Genomic DNA, 18494 nt, shown 5'->3' on the forward strand with positions numbered 1-18494 from the left:
GGAGACCGCCTTACTCCCCCCAAACCCTGACCCAATCCACCTGCATCGCCTGGGGGAATGCGGTCTCATCGACGCCTTCCTGACCGCCCCAGTCGCCGCCGACGGCGATGTTGAGGATGAGGTGGAAGGGGGCGTCGAAGGGCCAGCGCATCCGGTCGCCCGAGCCGTCGTTGGCGAAGCGGTAGTAGGGCTGGTCATCGACCGAGAAGACCACGGCTTCGGGAGTCCACAGGGCCTGATAGACGTGGAAGGCGGTGCAGGCGTCCTCAAGCTGGACGTTTCCCTGCTTTTCGGTGTGGCGGACGTGGTTGAAGGCGCCGGTGTGGATGGTGCCGAACACTGTGCCCGCGCGGTGGCCGACGTGCTCCAGAATGTCGATCTCTCCGCCGTTGGGCCAGGCGGAGGCGTTGTCGGGCAGCATCCAGAAGGCGGGCCAGGTCCCGCGCGCGCAGGGCAGTTTGATGCGGGCCTCGAACAGACCGTAGGTCCAGCCGCCATGCGGCGTCCGGCTGAGCAGTCGGGCGGAGGTGAAATGCTGGCCGCCGTGGTCGGGGGCGCCGGTCAGGCTCTCGCGACGCGCCTCGATGACCAGATTGCCGTTCTCGACCCGGGCGTTCTCGGGCCGTCCGGCGGCGTAATACTGCAGCTCGTTATTGTACCAGCCGGTGCGGTTGGCGTGGGTGTCGTAGGTCCATTTCGCCGGATCGGGCAGGCCGGGCGTGTCGAACTCGTCCGACCACAGCAGCCGATAGCCCTCGGGCGCGACGGCGGGCGCGGTCGGGGTCTGGGCGAAGGCCGGGCTCGAGAGCAGGGCGGCGGCGAGGGCGAGCAGGGTGCGCATGGGGCGGACGATAGCGTGGGTTCGGGCGCGGTCTGTTCAAGCTTGGTGACGGTAGCGGTAACAGCGGCTCCCCACGTCCAGTATCCCTCTCCCGATGGGAGAGGGATTGAGCGCACGGCGGCTTAGCCGTCGTTCTTGCGCGAAAGGGTGAGGGTCGGCTGTATCCTTCGACGCAAGTCGCCGCTCCCGTCAGAGACGCGACCACGCCGAGTTCTGACCGTAGCCCCTCACCCTTTCGGCTGGCGCATCGCTGCGCTCTGCGAGCCTCAAGCCCTCTCCCGGCGGGAGAGGGAGCGCGTTCTCCGACATCGACGGAGCCGCCCTCTCCTGATCGGCACTGCGCGCCGATCTATCCTCTCCATTCGCTTGGAGGCGAATGGAGAGGTGAAACGCATCTCCCCGCCTCAATGCTCCGCGATCACCTCGAACCCCGCATAGATCATCCGCTTGCCGTCGAAGGGCGGTTCGTTGCCCATGAGGCGCTCGTCCTGCATGAGCTTTTCCCAGCCGGCGTCGCGGGTGGCCTTGTCGGGCCAGGTGATCCAGCCGACGGCGACGGTCTCGCCGTCCGCCAGCGCCACGGCGCGCTTGAAGTCGGTCAGCTTGCCGTCCGGCACGTCCTCGCCCCAGGTCTCGGTGACCGACAGGGCCCCGACCTCGCGGAACAGGGGCGAGGTGGTCGCTGAGTGTTCGAGATAGGCGTCCTTCCTGGCGGTTACGACGGGAATGACGGTGATGTCGACGAAGGGCATGATGTGGAAGCTCCTTTTTGGGCGCTAACGCTCGCGACGCGGTCGCTCGCTGGTTGAGCGCGATTGGGGATGTCCGGGGAGGGTGGTTTGGCCGCTCCTGTCCCTGATCCTTCCACATCGACAGCCGCCATAACAACGGTCATCCTGTGGTTAACCTCCGCCGGAGACTCGTCATGATCAGCCTGGCCCATCTGAAGCGCCGTCTGGGGCAGTATGCGGCCCTGTGGGTGGGGAGCTTCCTGCTGTCGGGCGCGGCGATCTGGGTGGGGACGCTGTTCCTGGACCTGATGGACGCCGCCGATCTGGTGCTGCCCGCGACCCTGCTGGGGGTGGTGCTGGGTCTGGGCTGGGGCGTGGTCGCCAGCCTGCTGTCGCGCGAGACGGTGGGGACCAAGCTGGCGGTGCTGGCGTTGGCGGTGCTGCTGGCCCTGCCGCTGCTGTGGGCGCCGGTGTCGGCTGCGGTGGTGTTCGCCTTCTTCGCCGACCGGTCGATCGAATATTCCCACGCCTACGCCGCCTTCCAGATCGGGGTGGCGCGCATCCTGTTCCCGATCAGCGAGGCGTTCGGCGACGGGGACCTGTTCGGCTGGGTGTGGACGGCGTTCCAGTGGGTGTCGAGCGTGGTCGGCTTCTTCTCGGCCCTGGCCAATATCTGGCCGGCGATCAAACGGTTGCTGGGACCGGAGCCCGCCGAGGTCTGAGCCTCAGGCGATGATGTCGAGCAGGGTCCCGTACATCTGGTCGGCGGTCTTCAGCACGGCGACATTGGCCTTGAGCGCGACCTCGGCCTCGATGCGCTCGACGCCCTCGCCCGCGAGATCGGCGAGGGGATCACGCGCGGTGCGCTCGGTGCTGGCGGCGAAGCGGGCGGTGGCGTCGGCGATGCCGGAGGCGGCGACGGCGAAGACGGACATGGGGCGCTCCCGTGGAGAGGGGAGTGTGGGCCGCAAGCCTTACCCGGCGGCTGACAGTCATGGTGAACGCTTGACCCGAGGCGCTTGCGGGCGGAACGTCGGTCCATGACCAGCCAGCCCGCGCCCGGCGAACGCTATCAGTCGTTCCGCCAGTTCTATCCGTATTACATCCACGAGCACTCCAACCGGACGTGCCGACGGATCCACATCGTGGGCTCGGCGCTGGTGCTGGTGGTGCTGGCCGTGGCGGTGGTGACGCTGAACCCGTGGTGGCTGCTGGCCCTGCCGGTGATCGGCTACGGCTTCGCTTGGGTGGGCCATTTCTTTTTCGAGAAGAACCGCCCGGCGACGTTCAAATACCCGCTGTGGAGCCTGATGGGCGACTGGCGAATGTTCTTCGAGACGGTGAGCGGGAAGCGGAAATTTTAACCCGAGATCGTCGTTCCATCGGTCACGTTCCGGCGATCCGGACGGCGAAGCTGGGCGGCTACGCCTATCTGTGGAGCTCCATTTCAGAGGAGCTTTTCGGATGGAACTCAGGGATCAAGCGATCATCGTCACGGGCGGCGCCAGCGGCATCGGCCACTCCACGGCGCTGGAACTGGCGAAGCAGGGCGCTGACCTAATCGTCGCCGACTTCGACCTCGATGGCGCGCAGAGGACCGCGACCGAGGTCGAGGCGCTCGGACGCCGGGCGTTCGCGTTCAAGGTCGATGTGTCCGATCCCGAGGCGGTCGAGGCCATGGTCGCCTTCGCGGTCGAGAAGCTGGGGACCCTGACGGGCGTCTTCAACAACGCGGGGATCTCGAAGGTCCAGTCGCTGCTGGAGATGGACCCGGCCTCGTATCGCCGGGTGATCGAGGTGGACCAGTTTAGCGTCTACTACGGCCTGTATTTCGGCGCGCGGAAGATGGTCGAGCTGGGCGTGAAGGGGGTGATCGTCAACACCGCCTCCATCTATGGCTCGGTCGCGGCCAAGGGCAGCTTCAACTACAACGCGGCCAAGGCGGCGGTGATCGCCATGACCCGGTCGGGCGCGCTGGAACTGGCCGAACACGGCATCCGCGTCGCCGCTGTGGCCCCGGGCTTTATCGACACGCCGATGATGAAGCAGGTGCCGGAAGAGGGCCGCGCGGCCCTGGCAGCCCAGCATGTCACCAACCGGCTGATCCCGCCCGAGAAGGTGGCCAGCGTCGTGGCCTTCCTGTTCAGCGACGCGGCCAGCGCGGTGAACGGATCGACCGTGGCGGCGGACGACGGCTTCCTGGCCTTCAAGGTCTAGAAGGCAAAGAAAAACCCCGGCTCAAGCGAGCCGGGGTTTTTGATGAGCGGTGCTCGAAAGGCTTAGTTCGAAGCGCCGACGCTACGGGCCGAGGCGGCCATCAGGGGCGCACGGCTGGGGGTGGCGTCCCACGACGGCGGGCAGCCGTCGAAGCGGCCGGCGTCGGCGATGGTCAGGGTGCGCATGTTCAGGCGCATGGCCTGCTGCATCGAGCCGCGACCGTGGCCGGTGTACAGGTCGACCTTCTGGCCCTTGATCGCGCCGCCGGTGTCGGAGGCGTACCAGTAGCCGTCGTGAATGGTGCCGTCGGCCATGCGCAGGCCGACCGTTTCACGGATGAACAGGACGCTGCGGCGCGGGATGTAGCGAGGATCGACCGCGACGGTGCGCATGGCGACCGGACGGCAGCCGAGGCTGTCGTTGCCCGTCGCGCCGCCGCCACCCGCGTGATAGAGGCGCGCCGAGGCGCTCCAGCGCGCATCGCCGTCCATCAGGGCCTGTTGTTCGGAGGTCAGCTCGACCACGACGCCGTTGGAACCTTCATTCACGCCATCGGTTTCCTCAGCACCCCACGCCTGCGACGTCGCCGCTTCGTAGGAGACCGGATCCTGGGTGGCGCCCGCTTGGGCGGGGAAGGCCATCGCCCAGAAAAGGGCGAACGCGGCGGCAGTGCCGAGCATGAGCAGACTCGCGGAATCACCGGCCCCTGACGCGTCCGGCGACGGGCTTTTCGTTTCCAATTGTGGCAAAAGGCAGACCTTGCAGGTTTGCTGCGACCACCTGTCCGGATGATCGGTGGATAAGCAGGGCTTCTGCATGGTCTGGCGGAACCATGCTTGGCTGACGCTGACAAGTCTGTAAGCTGTATTCGCAGATCAACAACTCTTTGCTGGCGCGTGATGCTTACTGTCTATGGTGATATTCGGTCGGGCAACTGTTTGAAGGTCAAGTGGTTGCTCGATTGGCTGGGGCGTGATTATCGCTGGGTTGAAACTGATGTCACAACCGGTGTGACCCGAAGCGCACAGTTTTTGGCCCTGAACCCCGCCGGGCAGACGCCGACCATTGTATTGGCGGACGGGCGGCCGCTGGCGCAGTCGAACGCCATACTTGTCCACATGGGCGAGGGCACGGCCATGATCCCCGCCGATCCCTATGACCGGGCGAAGATGTTCGAATGGCTGTTCTGGGAGCAGTACAGCCACGAGCCCTGCATCGCCGTGGTGCGGTTCCAGCGGGCCATCGCCGGGAACGCGGCCGAGGAGATTGATCCCCGACTGGTCGAGAAGGGCTATGCGGCGCTGGCCCGGATGGAGGCCGGGCTGGAAGGGCGCGACTGGCTGGCGGGGGAGGCGGCGTCCCTGGCCGACCTGGCCCTGGTCGCCTACACGCGAGTGGCCCACGAGGGGGATTTTGATCTGGCGGCGTACCCGGCGGTGCGGGGCTGGGTGGCGCGGGTCGAGGGGGTGTTCAACATCCGCTGAATCTTGTCATCCCGGCCGAAGCGAAGCGAAGAGCCCGGACGCTCTTGGCCATCTTTCATGCCCTCCCGGACAGCCCTTGGGCTGAGCCGGGAGCAGGGCAGCGATGGCAGGCTGTCGCCCGGATAGGCGCAAGCGCCTTCCGGGCGTGGCGTAAGGTTTGCGGATCTCGTCCCGGCTCGCCGCTGCGCGGCGGCCGGGATGACAAGCAGGAGAGGGCGCGATCTACTCCCTACTCCCTACTCCCTACTCCCTACTGCCTCGGCTGAGGCCGTCCGCCTTCCGCCCATTCCGGCTTGAAGTCGCTGGTGGCCATCCAGCGGACCGGCTCGACCAGGGACTGGATCGCGCGGGTCATGAAGGGGAAGTCCAGGTTCTCGATGGTGTCGTCGGCGGTGTGGTAGTTCGGAATGGTGGCCCAGCCCGAGATGGTGTGGGCGACCACGCCCTGCAGGGCCAATTGGTAGTTGTCGGACCGCTCGAAGAAATGCTGGTCCGGGTAGATGTCCGGCGCGATCAGGGCGCCGCGTTCCTTCAGCGTCGGGCCGAAGTTGGAGCGTTCGAAGCCGGTCATCATCATGATCCCGGCAGGCATGTTGGGATCCTGCTGCCCGATCATCTCGATCTCGAGGTTGGCGACGATGTCGCTGATCGGCACGGGCGGGTTGCGGGCGAACCACAGGGAGCCGAGCAGGCCCATCTCCTCGGCGCCGTAGCAGACGAACAGGATGGAGCGCTTCGGCTGCTCGCCCGCCGCTAGGGTGCGGGCCAGTTCCAGCACGGCGGCGACGCCAGACGCGTCGTCATTGGCGCCGTGCATGATGACGCCGTCACGGACGCCGAGGTGGTCGAGGTGGGCCGAGATCATCAGCACGCCCGCCGACGGATCCGAGCCCTGCAGCCAGCCGATGGCGTTGGTGGTGATCCGCTCGGCGCCGTCCGGGGAGATCACGTCCCAGCGCGGGCGGCGGTTGGGCTGGGTGGCCGGGCGCTGCACCACGCCCGCGGTCTGCAGATAGCCGGTCATGCCGGGGGCGGGCTTCAGGCCGTATTCCTGGAAGCGGGCGGCGATATAGGCGGCGGCCACGGCCTCGTCCGGAGTGGCGCTGCCGCGACCGCGCAGGGCGTCGCCGGCGAGGAAGGCCTCATGCGCCTCGATCCGGGCCTGTTCGACCATCAGATGCTGCGGCGCGGGCGCTGTCTGGGCCTGAACGGAGGAGGCGAGGGCCAGCAGGCCGGCGGCCAGCAACAGGGAGCGTTTGAACACGGGAATCTCCAATCGACAGACCCCGGTTATGCTGCGGTCACGGTGTCGCAACAAGACTCCTCTGGACCTGACGCCGAGGTGCATCTACCCCCTGAGCCTTCACAGCCCGGATCCCGCCCCATGAAGCGTATCGCCCTCGCCGCCGCCGCCGTCTGCGTGGTGGCCGCCGTCGCCGTCCCCGCCGTCGTTCAGGCCTGGGGCAATACCGGACACAGGCTGATCGGCATGGCCGCCGTGCGCGGTCTGCCGGACGAGATGCCCGCCTTCCTGCGCACACCCGGCGCTGCCGCCGACATCGGCGAACTGGCCCGCGAGCCGGACCGCTGGAAGGGTGGCGGCCAGCCGCACGATCGGGAGCGCGACACCGCCCACTTCGTCGACCTGGATGACAACGGCTTCGTCTTCAACGCCCAGGGGCCGTCGGTCGACAGCCTGCCGCGCCTGAAGTCGGAATATGACGCCGCCCTGATCGCCGCCGGTCTGGATGTCGATGACGCGGGCTATCTGCCCTACGCCATCTGGGACGCCTATCAGAACCTGGTGCGCGACTTCGCCTACTGGCGCGTGCTGAACGCCCAGGAAGCGCGCGAGACCGATGCGACGAAGAAGGCCTGGTATCGCGTGGATCGCCAGCGCCGCGAGGCCCTGATCCTGCGCGACATGGGCGTGCTGGGCCACTACATCGGCGACGGCTCGCAGCCGCACCACACCACGATCCACTACAACGGCTGGGACCGGAACACGCCGAACCCGGAAGGCTTCACCACCTCGCGCCAGACGCACAGCCAGTTCGAGGGCGCCTTCACCGCCCGCGTCGCGCGTCTGGACACCATCGAGGCCGCCATGGCCGCGCCGAAGCTGGACGGCTTCGATCTGCGCGCCCGCGTGCCCGCCTATCTGCGCGAGACGCTGGGACAGGTGACGCCCTTCTATCGTCTGGAGAAGGCGGGCGGCTTCGCCGACGGGGATCGTCGCGGCGCCGAGTTCACCATCGCTCGTCTGGCGGCCGGCGCCTCGGAACTGCGGGACTTCTACATCCTGGCCTGGCGCGACTCCGCCGACGACAGCATCGGCTGGCCCGTCGTGAAGGTCGCCGAGGTCGAGGCCGGGACGGCGGATCCGTGGCTGGCGATGGTCGGCGAGGACTGATCCCAAGCGGGTGAAGAGTGTTAGTGAGCAAGAGGTGAGCGAGATCGCACCGGTGGCCACGACAGCGGCTCACCCCTTCGCTCACTAGCACTGTTCACTTCTTCACCCGCGCTGCCATGTCCGACCTGACCCCTCCCGTCGTCATCCTCGACAAGTCCCAGCTGGCCGACAACATCGGCGCCGTCGCGCGGGTGATGGCCAATTTCGGCCTGTCCGAACTGCGCCTCGTCAGCCCGCGTGACGGCTGGCCGCAGGAGCGGGCCTGGGCCACGGCCTCGGGCGCCGACTGGGTGCTGGACGGGGTGAAGGTGTTCGACAGCGTGGCCGAGGCCGTCGCCGACCTGAACACCGTCTTCTCGACCACCGCTCGCCCGCGCGAGACGCGGATGCCGGTGCGCACCCCGCGTGAGAGCGCCCGCATCCTGTATGACGACACCGCCTCGGGCCTGCGGACCGGCCTGCTCTTCGGCGGCGAGCGCGCGGGGCTGGAGACGACCGACATCGCCCTGACCGCCGGGATCACCACCATTCCGATCGATCCGAAGCACCATTCGCTGAACCTGGCGCAGGCCGTGGCGATCAACGCCTATGAGTGGCGCACCCTGATCCTCGACGCTCCGCCGCCGCGCTTCCGCGAGCAGGATCCGCCCGCGTCCAATGATCTGCTGATCGGCATGTACGAGCATTTCGAGGCGGAGCTAGAGGCCGGGGGCTTCTTCTTCCCGCCGGAGAAGAAGCGGTCGATGAGCCAGAACCTGCGCGTCATGCTGGGCCGTTCGGCGTTCAGCGAGCAGGAGGTCGCGACCTTCCGCGGAGCCATCCATGCGCTGGCCAAGGGGCGCGGTCGGGTGTTGGCCAAGATGGCCGAGGCGCGGGCGGCGGCCGACAAGAAGGATGACGAGTGAAACTCGTCCTCATCTATCCTCTCGCGGCGCTGGCCGAGATCGCCGGCTGTTTCGCCTTCTGGGCCTGGCTGAGGCTGGATCGGTCGCCGCTGTGGCTGATCCCGGGCGTGGCCAGCCTGATCGCCTTCGCCTGGCTGCTGACCCTCGTGCCGACCGATGCGGCGGGGCGGGCGTTCGCGGCCTATGGCGGGGTCTATATCTGCGCCTCGCTGGCGTGGATGGCGCTGGTGGAGAAGAGCCCGCCGGACCGCTGGGACCTGATCGGCGGTGCGGTCTGTCTGATCGGGGCGGGGATCATTCTCCTCGCCCCGCGCGGTTGATCCGGGAAAACGAGTCCTGTAGACGGCGCCTCGTTGGGGAGTAGCCGCCGGCGCCCATAAAGGCCGGGTTCGCGTCAACATACTCGTGGCTTTCCGGCCCGTGGCGCGATCAGTGGACCTCGTGTCCGCCTGGCGAGACCAGCGTGCCTTGCGATCCCCAACCGGCGGGGACGTGAGCGCGCTGTCTCGTGCGTCCGGCGGATTTCAATTCTGATGACCCCTCTCTCCATCGCGGTGTTGTCGCTCAGCATGTCCACCGACGCCTTCGCCGCCGCTGTCGGGCGCGGCGCGGCCAACCGGCCCCCGGTCGCCACCGCCATTCGCAACGGTCTGGTCTTCGGCGTGATCGAGGCCATCACCCCGCTGATCGGCTGGGGACTGGGCCTGATCGCGGCGGGCTTCGTCGAACAGGTGGATCACTGGATCGCCTTCGGCCTGCTGGGCGCGGTGGGCGCCAAGATGCTTTGGGAAGCTTTCCAGCCGGTCGATGAGGATGACGGCGCGCGTCTGGCCCGTAACGGCGTGCTGGCCCTTGTCGCCACGGCGGTGGGCACCAGCATCGACGCGGCGGCGGTCGGGGTGGGCCTGGCCTTCATCGGCGCCAACATCTGGATCATCGCGGCGAGCATCGGCTTCACCACCTTCGTCCTGACCACCATCGGCATGCTGATCGGCAAGGCCGTCGGCGCTCGCTTCGGCAAAATCGCCGAGTTCGTGGGCGGCGTGGCCCTGATTCTGATCGGCGCGTCCATTCTGGCCGATCACATGGGCTGGCTCGCCTAGGCCCTCAGTAGCTGATCCACGAAGGCGGGCACGGTCTCGGTCGCGGGGCCGTACAGGCCCTCGTCGAACAGGCCAGCACCCTGGGTCGGTTCGAGATTGATCTCCAGCGTGCGGGCGCCGGCGCGGCGGGCGTCCTGCACGAAGCCCGCCGCCGGATAGACGGCGCCCGAGGTGCCGATGGAGACGAACAAGTCGGCCTGCGAGATCGCCGCGTCGATCAGATGCATGGCCAGAGGCATCTCGCCGAACCAGACGATGTGGGGGCGCAGCCAGCCTTCGGGGCTAAAGGGGCTGTCGTGACGCGGGTCCAGATCGCCGGGGCAGTCGATGACCCGGCCCGTGGCGGTGCAATGGGCCTTCAGCAGCTCGCCGTGCATGTGGATCAGCTGGAAGCCCGGGGCGGGCGGGACCACGGCGTGGGCGCGGTCGTGCAGGTCGTCGACGTTCTGGGTCACCAGCAGGAAGTCGCCCTCCCACCGCGCGGCCAGTTCGGCGAGGGCGTGGTGGGCCAGATTGGGCTGAACCTCGGCCAGTTGTCGGCGGCGCTTGTTGTAGAAGTCCTGCACCAGGGCGGGATTGGCCGCGAAGCCCTCGAGCGTGGCGACGTCCTCGATCCGATGGCCCTCCCATAGCCCGTCGCTGGCGCGGAAGGTGGGGACGCCGCTCTCCGCCGAAATGCCGGCGCCGGTGAGGATGACGAGGTTTCTCATGGAAGCGCCGTAAGGGAGCGCGCCGCGTACTGAAGAACGTAGGGCTTTTCCGTGGGTGGCCCGTCCGGGAACGCATCACCGAAGAAGGCCGCGTAGCAGTCGAACATGCCCATCTCTTCGCTGAACCCGCAGTGAACCACGATACCGAACTCCGGTGTGAGGAGGTCGCCTCCGTTGACGTAGCTGTCGAGCCGCACGCGCGTGCCGGGGGCGAGGTACTGATCGCCGGAGACTGGATCGATTGCATCAGTCACGGAACGCGCCTCATTCGAAGGAGCGGGTTTCTTGGCGCCCCCGGCTTCGTTTAGGAAGGGGCAGCTTTGCAAGGAGACCTCCCCATGAAAACCCGCGCCGCCGTCGCCTTCGAGGCCAAACGCCCGCTTGAGATCGTCGAGGTCGATCTGGAAGGGCCGCGCGCCGGCGAGGTGCTGGTCGAGATCAAGGCCACGGGCATCTGCCATACCGATGCCTATACGCTGGACGGTCTGGACTCCGAGGGCATCTTCCCGAGCATTCTCGGCCACGAGGGCGCGGGCGTCGTCGTGGAAGTCGGTCCGGGCGTGACCTCGGTCGAGGTCGGCGATCACGTGATCCCGCTGTACACGCCGGAATGCCGCCAGTGTAAGTCGTGCCTCAGCCGCAAGACCAACCTGTGCACCTCGATCCGCGCGACGCAGGGCAAGGGCCTGATGCCCGACGGCACCTCGCGCTTCAGCTACAAGGGTCAGGCCATCGCCCACTACATGGGCTGCTCAACCTTCTCGAATTACACGGTGCTGCCCGAGATCGCGCTGGCCAAGATCCGCAAGGACGCGCCGTTCGACAAGGCCTGCTACGTCGGCTGTGGCGTGACCACCGGCGTCGGTGCGGTGGTCAACTCGGCCAAGGTCGAGCCGGGCGCCAATGCGGTCGTCTTCGGTCTGGGCGGCATCGGCCTGAACGTCATCCAGGGCCTGAAGATGGTCGGCGCCGACATGATCATCGGCGTGGACATCAACGGCGACAAGGAAGAGTGGGGCCGTCGCTTCGGCATGACCCATTTCGTCAATCCGAAGAATGTGTCCGACGTGGTCGCCCATCTGGTCGAGCTGACCGGCGGCGGCGCGGACTACACCTTCGACTGCACCGGCAACACCGTGGTCATGCGTCAGGCGCTGGAAGCCTGTCACCGCGGCTGGGGCGAGAGCATCATCATCGGCGTGGCCGAGGCGGGCAAGGAGATCGCCACCCGCCCGTTTCAACTGGTCACCGGCCGCGTCTGGAAGGGCTCGGCCTTCGGCGGCGCGCGCGGCCGCACCGATACGCCGAAGATCGTCGACTGGTACATGGACGGCAAGATCGAGATCGACCCGATGATCACCCACACCTTCGGTCTGGAAGACATCAACAAGGCCTTCGACCTGATGCACGAAGGCAAGAGCATCCGGTCGGTGGTGGTGTTCTGATCCAAGAGGGTTGTTGAAAGCAACGGACTTGTGCGAGATCAGGTCACCTTGAGGGAGGAGACACATGTTCACACACATCACCGTCGGCGCGAACGACATCGAGGCGTCGCGGAAATTCTATGACGCGGCGCTGGGCGCGCTCGGAATCGAGCCGGGTCAGCCGGACGGCATGGGCCGCTACTGGTGGCGGACGGCGCGCGGCTCGTTCGCGGTCGGCAAGCCCATCGACGGCGACCCGGCCTGCCACGCCAACGGCGGCACCATCGGCTTCGGCGCGCGCGATCCGGAAGCCGTGAAGGCCTTCCACGACGCCGGCGTCGAAGCGGGCGGCACGTCGATCGAGGACCCGCCCGGTGAGCGCAAGGGCCCGTTCGGCGCGCTTTACCTGTCCTATCTGCGCGACCCGTCGGGCAACAAGATCTGCGCCCTGCACCGACCGAAGTAACGGCCGCGCTTGCGACAACTGACCACGTCATTGCGTCGATGTGAACGGGGCTACCAAGCCCCGTTCATTGAAGGGGGACAGGATGAAAATCGACGCGCAGAAGGCTCTGATCGCTTACTCCGGCGTGCTGACGGCGGTGCTGGTCGGGTTGATGGTTTCGGGCGCGGTGCAGGGCGTCGGCCCGGCCCGCTTCACCGAGATCGATGTCCAGCGCATCAATGTGCGCGAGCCGGATGGGACGCTGCGCATGGTGATTTCCAACCAAGCCGCCTTCCCAGAGATCCCCTATCGCGGGCGCGAGGTTCCTCATCCGGGCCGTGACACGGCTGGGATGCTGTTCATGAACGAGGAAGGCACCGAGGTTGGAGGCCTTGTGTTCGGCGGTCGCAATGCGGACGGCGTCAAGACCTCCGGCGGCAGCCTGACCTTCGACGGCTATGAGCAGGATCAGACGGTCCAGATCATGGGCTTCCAGCAGGGCGCGCGACGGGTGTCCGGCGTCTTCGTCAATGACCGGCCCGAGGAGTCGATCGACTATGACGTGCTGACCCGTCTTGCCGGTCTGACACCCGAAGAACAGCAGGCGGCCATGCTGGCGGCCAATATGGACGGGCAGCCGCGCGCCTTCCTGGGGCGTCAGGGCTCGGGGGCGTCGGAACTGGTGCTGCGCGACGGCGCTGGCCGGGCGCGTCTGGTGCTGAGCGTGGCCGTCGACGGTGGTGCACGCATCACCTTCCGGGACGAAAACGGACAGGCGACGCGTGTCGTGACGCCCGAGGGCTGAGGCGGCTGGATTGCGGATGGAGGAGCGGAAGATGAAGGCGAGGGCGGCGATACTGGCGACGCTGGCGGTGATCGGTCTGTCGGCCTGCGACAGGGGCGGCGGCTCGCCCGCGACTTCGGCCGAGACGGTCGCCGAGGCCTGGGTCGGCAAGGCGGTGGTCCTGTACCTGCCCGAGGCCGTGATGAAGAAGCGGATCGCGGTGTCGAGCCTGTCGCCCTATGTGAGCGCCGCGACGCAGGCGACCGAGGGCGCCGTGCGCGCCGCTCCGGTGCAACCGGGGGCGTCGGGCATGCTGCTGCTGATGGTCAAGCCGGGCGAGCGCTCGAAGGCCTGGGTCGTTACCGGCGATCCGGCTCCCGACGCCGACACGGTCGCGGCGGTGATCCGGGCGGTCGAGGCCGTGCCTGCCCCGTCCGTGCGTGAGGGAGCGATCCTGGTCGGGGTTGGCTTCGACGCCTGGGGCGGCGGCGCCCAGCCGGTTGGAGGCCGTCCGCCGATCCCGCGCGACTGGTATGCACATTTCCCGAAGGACGGCGGCCAACTGGACGACGCCTTCATGGCCCGCGTCTGGCCCGACTGACTGGAGTTCGAGTTGATGGAAACCACCAAGACCCACGCCGTCCACGGCGGCGGGCTGCGCTATCTGAAGCACGAAAGTGCGGTGACCTGCACGCCCATGACCCTGTCGGTCTTCGTCCCAGGCGGCGAAGGGCCGTTCCCGGTGCTGATCTGGCTGTCCGGCCTGACCTGCACCGAAGACAATTTCACCACCAAGGCCGGGGCCTATGCCGCCGCCGCCGAGCATGGGGTGATCATTGTCGCGCCCGATACCAGCCCACGCGGCGAGGGGGTGGCGGATGATCCGGCCTATGACCTAGGTCAGGGCGCGGGCTTCTATGTGGATGCGACGCAGGCGCCTTGGGCGCCGCATTTCCGCATGGAGAGTTATGTCACCGGCGAACTGATCGACCTGATCGACCGCGAGTTCCCGACGACCCGGGTCTGCTCGATTTCGGGGCATTCGATGGGCGGCCATGGGGCGCTGACCCTCGCCCTGCGCCACCCAGATCTGTTCCGCTCGGTTTCGGCCTTCGCGCCGATCAGCTCGCCGACCCGCTGCCCCTGGGGCGAGAAGGCCTTTACCGCCTATCTGGGCGAGGACCGGGCCGAGTGGGCGAACCACGACGCGGCCCTGCTGATCGAAGCGGGCGCGGCCAAGGGTGTCTACGACGACATTCTGGTGGATCAGGGCGACGCCGACAGCTTCCTGGTCGAGCAGTTGAAGCCTGAACTGCTGATCGCCGCGGGCGAGGCCAGCGGGCAGAAGGTCACGGTGCGGATGCAGCCGGGCTATGATCACTCGTACTTCTTCATGGCCAGCTTCATCGCGGACCACGTCGCCTTCCATGCGGAGCGGCTGAAGGCGTAAGCTCCGGGCGAACCGGAGCAACGACGATGAAACTTCCCGCCCTGATCCTGTCCGCCGTCCTGCTGGCGGCGCCCGCCGTGGCGCAGGAGCAGATGGGCGATCCGTCGTTCCGCCCGACCGTGGCGCGTCCCGCCTATGGCGCCGACGGGCCGATGATCCAGCTGGATGCGGCGCACGGCAGCGTCCAGACCATCGAGGGGCGCTACGCCGGGTTCGCGGCTCTGGTGCGGGCCGACGGCTATCGCCTCCGGGCCGGGGAGCAGAAGCTGGATCAGCCGGGAGCGCTGGACGGCGTGGATGTGCTGGTCATCTCCAATGCCGTGCGGCCGAGGGACGGCAGCAGCCCGGACGCCTTCACCCCGGGGGAGATCGCGGCGCTGGACGCCTGGGTGCGGGCGGGCGGATCGCTGCTGCTGGCGGCGGATCACGCCCCTTACGGCAGCGCCAATGAGACGCTGGGCCGGGCCTTGGGCGTTGAGATGGGCAAGGGCTACGCCTTCCGGTTCGAGGACGGCCAGATCACCTCGCAGCTGACCTTCTCGACCGAGGCGGGGACGCTGGGCGAGCATCCGATCCTGCGCGGGCGGGACGGGTCGGAGGCGATCCGCCGGGTGCGCAGTTTCACCGGCCAGTCGCTGTCGGGGCCGCCGGGGGCGACGGTGCTGATGGCGCTGAACCCCGACGACCTCGAGGCGGCGGACGTGCGGACGCTGCAGGAGATCAACGCCCGCATCGAGGCCGATCCGTCCAGCCGCGCCGCCGTGCTGGCCGAACTGGCGCGACCGGCCCTGACGGCGCAGGGGCTGGCGTTCGAGCATGGGCGCGGCCGGGTCGTGGTGCTGGGTGAGGCGGGCATGCTGACGGCGCAGGTTTTGCGTTTTCCGAACGATCCCTCGCGCCCTGAACGCGCTTTCGGTCTACAGACCCCCGGCCACGATGATCAGCAGTTCGCGTTGAACCTGCTGCACTGGCTGAGCCGCCTTGAGGGACTGCAATGAGTGACGACCGGTATGACGCGATGTTCGCGGCCCTGTGCAGCGAGGTCGGCTTCTGCCTGCACGACAAGGGACAGAAGAAGGTGATCGCGGCCCTGCCCGACGGGCTGGACGCGGCGACCAAGGTGGCCTTCGCGGCGGCGGGGGTGGACTACCTCAACTCGCTGGGCGACCACCGCCGGGCGGTGCGCGACTGCCTGAAGGCGCACCTGCCGAAGGCCTAACGCTCGTCCTGCACTTCAGCGGCGGGGGCCTGTGTGGTGGTTGTCGTCGTGGTCGTGGTGGTGACGGTCCGCGAGGTCGAATAGCTGATGGTGCAGCCCGGCGCGTTGACGAACTGACCGTCGCTGGTGTGGCAGGTGGAGGTGGTCGTGATCGGCTCGCCGCTCATGCAGCCGCCGAGGCCGAGCAGGGCGGCGGCGAGCAGCAGGGCAGGGCGTCGTAGGGTCATGCGGCGGCTCCGATCTGAAGGTACACCGTCGGATGTCCGGGCGGATCGCGCAAGGCCATCAATCCAAGCTTGACCGCGCGCGACGGATGCAGCCTTTGAGGGGGCGCAGGCGTTTCGCGCCTGAGAAAATCCCGCTGCGGAGTCTTTGGCTGAACGGCCTCGGCGCCTACATGCGGTTCAAGATCAATCTGTCGACAGGAGCCCTCCATGGCCTTCACCCTTCCGCCCCTTCCGTACGCCTATGACGCCTTGGAGCCGGCCATCGACAAGGAGACGATGACCTTCCACCACGACAAGCACCACCAGACCTACGTCGACAACCTGAACAAAGCCGTCGACGCCGACGCCTCGCTGCAGGGCAAGTCGCTGGAAGAGCTGTTCGCGACCATGTCGAAGCTGCCGAAGGCCGTGCGCAACAACGGTGGTGGCCACTGGAACCACAGCCTGTTCTGGGAACTGCTGGCCCCGCAGGGCGAGACCGGCGAGCCGTCTGCCGAGCTGGCCGCCAAGATCGACGCCGAACTGGGCGGTCTGGACAAGTTCAAGGCTGACTTCGACGCCGCCGGCGCCGGTCAGTTCGGCTCGGGCTGGGCCTGGCTGATCCTGCAGGACGGCAAGCTGAAGGTCACCTCGACCCCGAACCAGGACAACCCGCTCATGGACGTGGCCGACGAGAAGGGCGCTGTCCTTCTGGCCGCCGACGTGTGGGAGCACGCCTATTACCTGAAGTACCAGAACCGCCGCGTCGACTACCTGAAGGCCTTCTGGTCGGTGGTGAACTGGAACAAGGTCAACGAGCTGTACGAAGCCGCAAAGTAAGCGGTCCGCCAGTTGGAGATTTGGAAAGGCGCCGTAGCGATGCGGCGCCTTTCTTGTGTTTGGAAATGTTAGCGCTAACATCAATCCTGGCAAACATCTCGCCGGGGAGCGAAACATGAGGGATTGGGCGAAGCACGCGGGGCGTGCGGCGGCGGCGATCGCCGCTTGCGGACTGCTGCTGACGGGCGGCGCGGCGGCGCAAAGCCGGACCATTATCGCCGATGCAGGGGGTGAGAGCCGTCCGCGCGACCGGATGGCCGACTTCTCCATCGGGGCGGATTATCCGGCGGTTACTGGGCGCGAGGACGCGCTGGGCCAGTTGCAGATCGCCCGCGAGGAGCTGGGTTTCCGCTACATCCGCTTCCACGCCATCTTCCATGACGACATGGGCGTCTATCGCGAGGTGGACGGTCAGCCCGTCTATGACTTCAGCAAGATCGACGCCCTGTACGACCGCTTCCTGGCCATGGGGATCAAGCCGTTCGTGGAACTGGGCTTCACGCCGCATGACATGCGGACCTCGGATCAGACGATCTTCTACTGGAAGGGCAACACCTCCCATCCGCAGCCCGAGAAGTGGGACGCGCTGGTGGACGCCTTCGTGCGGCACCTGATCCATCGCTATGGCGCGGAAGAGGTGCGGACCTGGTTCTTCGAGGTCTGGAACGAGCCCAATCTGGACGGCTTCTGGGAGCGGGCCGATCAGGCGGCCTATTTCGACCTGTATGTGCGGACCGCGCGGGTGATCAAGGCGATCGACCCGGCCCTTCCGGTGGGCGGTCCGTCCACCGCCGGCGCGGCCTGGGTCCCGGAACTGCTGGCCTACGCCCGCGAACACGAAGCGGCGATCGACTTCGTGACCACCCACACCTACGGCGTGGACGGCGGTTTCCTGGACGAGATGGGCGTGAGCGATATCAAGCTGCTGCCCAATGAGGACGCGATCATCGGCGATGTGCGCCGGGTGCGCGAGCAGATCGAGGCGTCGGCGACGCCGGGCCTGCCGCTATACTTCACCGAATGGAGCAGCAGCTACAATCCCCGCGATCCGGTGCACGACGCGGCCCTGAGCGCCTCCTACATTCTCAGTCGCCTGAAACCGGTCGAGGGCGTGGTTCAGGGCATGAGCTACTGGACCTATTCCGACCTGTTCGAGGAGCCGGGACCGCAGACACGTCCGTTCGACGGAGGCTTCGGCCTGATGACCCCGCAGGGCATCCGCAAGCCGTCGTGGTTCGCATACAAGTATCTGAACCGGCTGGGCGACCGGGAACTGGCCAACGCTGACACGCAGAGCATCGTGACGCTGGACGAGGGGCGGCTGCAGGTTCTGGCCTGGCACTATGAGGCGCCGGACCAACCGGTCAGCAACCGGCCCTTCTTCCGCGCGGTGCAGGAGGCGCGTGTCCTCGAGCCGCTGGTGATCGAGGCGCGGGGGCTGGCGCCGGGCGAGTACCGGGTCGAGGTCCGCCGTGTCGGCGTCCGCCACAACGACGCCTACACCGCCTATCTGGAGATGGGGCGGCCCGAGCGGCTGAGCGCGGAACAGGTCGGCGCCCTGCAGGCCCTGACGCGAGATGAACCGGAGGTGCGGACCGTTGTCATCGGGCGGGACGGCGTCGGACGGCTGGAGCTGCCGATGTCGGCCTATGACGTGGTTCTGGCGGAATTCTCGCCCGTCGCGCGCTGAAGGGGCTGGCGTCCGGGCGCGGAGGCCCCAGA

The 18494-nt window shown here is 67.4% G+C and carries 25 protein-coding genes; 17 read left to right on the top strand and 8 right to left on the bottom strand.

Annotated elements, in window-relative coordinates; genetic code table 11:
- Positions 1-10: 10 nt before the first annotated feature.
- Both ACTIEF_RS10125 and ACTIEF_RS10130 read right to left on the bottom strand, forming a co-directional pair.
- Complete coding sequence (locus ACTIEF_RS10125; RefSeq protein ID WP_439472013.1) at positions 11-841, bottom strand: glycoside hydrolase family 16 protein; 831 nt, start codon at positions 839-841, stop codon at positions 11-13.
- Between the two features lie 404 nt (positions 842-1245).
- Positions 1246-1593 (bottom strand): DUF1428 domain-containing protein, encoded by a 348-nt coding sequence (locus tag ACTIEF_RS10130; protein WP_439472014.1) that lies wholly within the window; start codon positions 1591-1593, stop codon positions 1246-1248.
- A gap of 173 nt (positions 1594-1766) precedes the next feature.
- Between ACTIEF_RS10130 and ACTIEF_RS10135 the strand changes: the two genes are divergently transcribed.
- Positions 1767-2294 (top strand): hypothetical protein, encoded by a 528-nt coding sequence (locus ACTIEF_RS10135; RefSeq protein WP_439472015.1) that lies wholly within the window; start codon positions 1767-1769, stop codon positions 2292-2294.
- Between the two features lie 3 nt (positions 2295-2297).
- Here the strand turns inward: ACTIEF_RS10135 and ACTIEF_RS10140 are convergent, their stop codons facing one another.
- Complete coding sequence (locus ACTIEF_RS10140) at positions 2298-2507, bottom strand: flagellar hook protein FlgE (protein WP_439472016.1); 210 nt, start codon at positions 2505-2507, stop codon at positions 2298-2300.
- A 105-nt stretch (positions 2508-2612) separates the two neighbouring features.
- Here ACTIEF_RS10140 and ACTIEF_RS10145 point away from each other — a divergent pair, with 105 nt between their 5' ends.
- Both ACTIEF_RS10145 and ACTIEF_RS10150 read left to right on the top strand, forming a co-directional pair.
- Positions 2613-2936 (top strand): Mpo1-like protein, encoded by a 324-nt coding sequence (locus tag ACTIEF_RS10145; RefSeq protein WP_439472017.1) that lies wholly within the window; start codon positions 2613-2615, stop codon positions 2934-2936.
- 100 nt (positions 2937-3036) lie between these two features.
- Positions 3037-3789, top strand: coding sequence for an SDR family NAD(P)-dependent oxidoreductase (locus ACTIEF_RS10150; protein ID WP_439472018.1), 753 nt, complete (start codon positions 3037-3039; stop codon positions 3787-3789).
- A 62-nt stretch (positions 3790-3851) separates the two neighbouring features.
- Here ACTIEF_RS10150 and ACTIEF_RS10155 read toward each other — a convergent pair whose 3' ends face one another.
- The gene (locus tag ACTIEF_RS10155) at positions 3852-4469 is read right to left on the bottom strand and encodes a 3D domain-containing protein (RefSeq protein WP_439472019.1); all 618 of its coding nucleotides are present in this window, start codon (positions 4467-4469) and stop codon (positions 3852-3854) included.
- 219 nt (positions 4470-4688) lie between these two features.
- Here ACTIEF_RS10155 and ACTIEF_RS10160 point away from each other — a divergent pair, with 219 nt between their 5' ends.
- A complete protein-coding gene (locus ACTIEF_RS10160; RefSeq protein ID WP_439472020.1) occupies positions 4689-5273 on the top strand; it encodes a glutathione S-transferase family protein in 585 nt (194 codons plus the stop codon).
- Positions 5274-5523: 250 nt separating this feature from the next.
- On the opposite strand, the gene ACTIEF_RS10165 is transcribed toward ACTIEF_RS10160, so the two are convergent.
- Complete coding sequence (locus tag ACTIEF_RS10165) at positions 5524-6537, bottom strand: M28 family metallopeptidase (RefSeq protein WP_439472021.1); 1014 nt, start codon at positions 6535-6537, stop codon at positions 5524-5526.
- Positions 6538-6657: 120 nt separating this feature from the next.
- Here ACTIEF_RS10165 and ACTIEF_RS10170 point away from each other — a divergent pair, with 120 nt between their 5' ends.
- The 4 genes from ACTIEF_RS10170 (at position 6658) to ACTIEF_RS10185 (ending at position 9694) form a co-directional block, all read left to right on the top strand.
- The gene (locus ACTIEF_RS10170; RefSeq protein WP_439472022.1) at positions 6658-7686 is read left to right on the top strand and encodes a S1/P1 Nuclease; all 1029 of its coding nucleotides are present in this window, start codon (positions 6658-6660) and stop codon (positions 7684-7686) included.
- Between the two features lie 116 nt (positions 7687-7802).
- Positions 7803-8591, top strand: coding sequence for an RNA methyltransferase (locus tag ACTIEF_RS10175; RefSeq protein ID WP_439472023.1), 789 nt, complete (start codon positions 7803-7805; stop codon positions 8589-8591).
- Positions 8588-8911, top strand: a complete 324-nt coding sequence (locus ACTIEF_RS10180) for a YnfA family protein (RefSeq protein ID WP_439472024.1) — start codon at positions 8588-8590, stop codon at positions 8909-8911. Before ACTIEF_RS10175 ends, ACTIEF_RS10180 begins: the two co-directional genes overlap by 4 nt.
- A gap of 213 nt (positions 8912-9124) precedes the next feature.
- Complete coding sequence (locus ACTIEF_RS10185; protein ID WP_439472025.1) at positions 9125-9694, top strand: manganese efflux pump MntP; 570 nt, start codon at positions 9125-9127, stop codon at positions 9692-9694.
- On the opposite strand, the gene ACTIEF_RS10190 is transcribed toward ACTIEF_RS10185, so the two are convergent.
- Both ACTIEF_RS10190 and ACTIEF_RS10195 read right to left on the bottom strand, forming a co-directional pair.
- On the bottom strand, positions 9691-10404 hold the full coding sequence (locus ACTIEF_RS10190) for an NAD-dependent deacylase (RefSeq protein WP_439472026.1): 714 nt from the start codon (positions 10402-10404) through the stop codon (positions 9691-9693). The genes ACTIEF_RS10185 and ACTIEF_RS10190 overlap by 4 nt on opposite strands.
- On the bottom strand, positions 10401-10658 hold the full coding sequence (locus tag ACTIEF_RS10195; protein ID WP_439472027.1) for a hypothetical protein: 258 nt from the start codon (positions 10656-10658) through the stop codon (positions 10401-10403). Before ACTIEF_RS10195 ends, ACTIEF_RS10190 begins: the two co-directional genes overlap by 4 nt.
- An 84-nt stretch (positions 10659-10742) precedes the next feature.
- Here ACTIEF_RS10195 and ACTIEF_RS10200 point away from each other — a divergent pair, with 84 nt between their 5' ends.
- The 7 genes from ACTIEF_RS10200 to ACTIEF_RS10230 all read left to right on the top strand — a co-directional run bounded on the left by ACTIEF_RS10200 (position 10743) and on the right by ACTIEF_RS10230 (position 15726).
- The gene (locus ACTIEF_RS10200; RefSeq protein ID WP_439472028.1) at positions 10743-11849 is read left to right on the top strand and encodes an S-(hydroxymethyl)glutathione dehydrogenase/class III alcohol dehydrogenase; all 1107 of its coding nucleotides are present in this window, start codon (positions 10743-10745) and stop codon (positions 11847-11849) included.
- 64 nt (positions 11850-11913) lie between these two features.
- Positions 11914-12294, top strand: a complete 381-nt coding sequence (locus tag ACTIEF_RS10205) for a VOC family protein (RefSeq protein WP_439472029.1) — start codon at positions 11914-11916, stop codon at positions 12292-12294.
- An 82-nt stretch (positions 12295-12376) separates the two neighbouring features.
- Positions 12377-13078: a hypothetical protein gene (locus ACTIEF_RS10210; protein ID WP_439472030.1), complete on the top strand. Its 702-nt coding sequence runs from the start codon at positions 12377-12379 to the stop codon at positions 13076-13078.
- A gap of 31 nt (positions 13079-13109) precedes the next feature.
- Complete coding sequence (locus tag ACTIEF_RS10215) at positions 13110-13658, top strand: hypothetical protein (protein WP_439472031.1); 549 nt, start codon at positions 13110-13112, stop codon at positions 13656-13658.
- 15 nt (positions 13659-13673) lie between these two features.
- Positions 13674-14507 carry an S-formylglutathione hydrolase gene (gene fghA / locus ACTIEF_RS10220; RefSeq protein WP_439472032.1) on the top strand — a complete coding sequence of 278 codons (834 nt, stop codon included), beginning with the start codon at positions 13674-13676 and terminating at the stop codon, positions 14505-14507.
- Between the two features lie 26 nt (positions 14508-14533).
- Positions 14534-15505, top strand: coding sequence for a DUF4350 domain-containing protein (locus tag ACTIEF_RS10225; RefSeq protein ID WP_439472033.1), 972 nt, complete (start codon positions 14534-14536; stop codon positions 15503-15505).
- Positions 15502-15726, top strand: a complete 225-nt coding sequence (locus ACTIEF_RS10230) for a hypothetical protein (protein ID WP_439472034.1) — start codon at positions 15502-15504, stop codon at positions 15724-15726. Before ACTIEF_RS10225 ends, ACTIEF_RS10230 begins: the two co-directional genes overlap by 4 nt.
- On the opposite strand, the gene ACTIEF_RS10235 is transcribed toward ACTIEF_RS10230, so the two are convergent.
- Positions 15723-15953 (bottom strand): hypothetical protein, encoded by a 231-nt coding sequence (locus ACTIEF_RS10235; protein WP_439472035.1) that lies wholly within the window; start codon positions 15951-15953, stop codon positions 15723-15725. The two genes, ACTIEF_RS10230 and ACTIEF_RS10235, sit on opposite strands and share 4 nt — an antisense overlap.
- Positions 15954-16160: 207 nt before the next feature.
- On the opposite strand from ACTIEF_RS10235, the gene ACTIEF_RS10240 reads away from it, so the two are divergent.
- A complete protein-coding gene (locus ACTIEF_RS10240) occupies positions 16161-16772 on the top strand; it encodes a superoxide dismutase (protein ID WP_331046864.1) in 612 nt (203 codons plus the stop codon).
- Between the two features lie 115 nt (positions 16773-16887).
- Positions 16888-18462, top strand: coding sequence for a GH39 family glycosyl hydrolase (locus ACTIEF_RS10245; RefSeq protein WP_439472036.1), 1575 nt, complete (start codon positions 16888-16890; stop codon positions 18460-18462).
- Positions 18463-18494 lie beyond the last annotated feature (32 nt).

This window comes from Brevundimonas sp. (assembly GCF_051858995.1).
In the GTDB taxonomy this organism is placed as follows: Bacteria; Pseudomonadota; Alphaproteobacteria; order Caulobacterales; family Caulobacteraceae; genus Brevundimonas.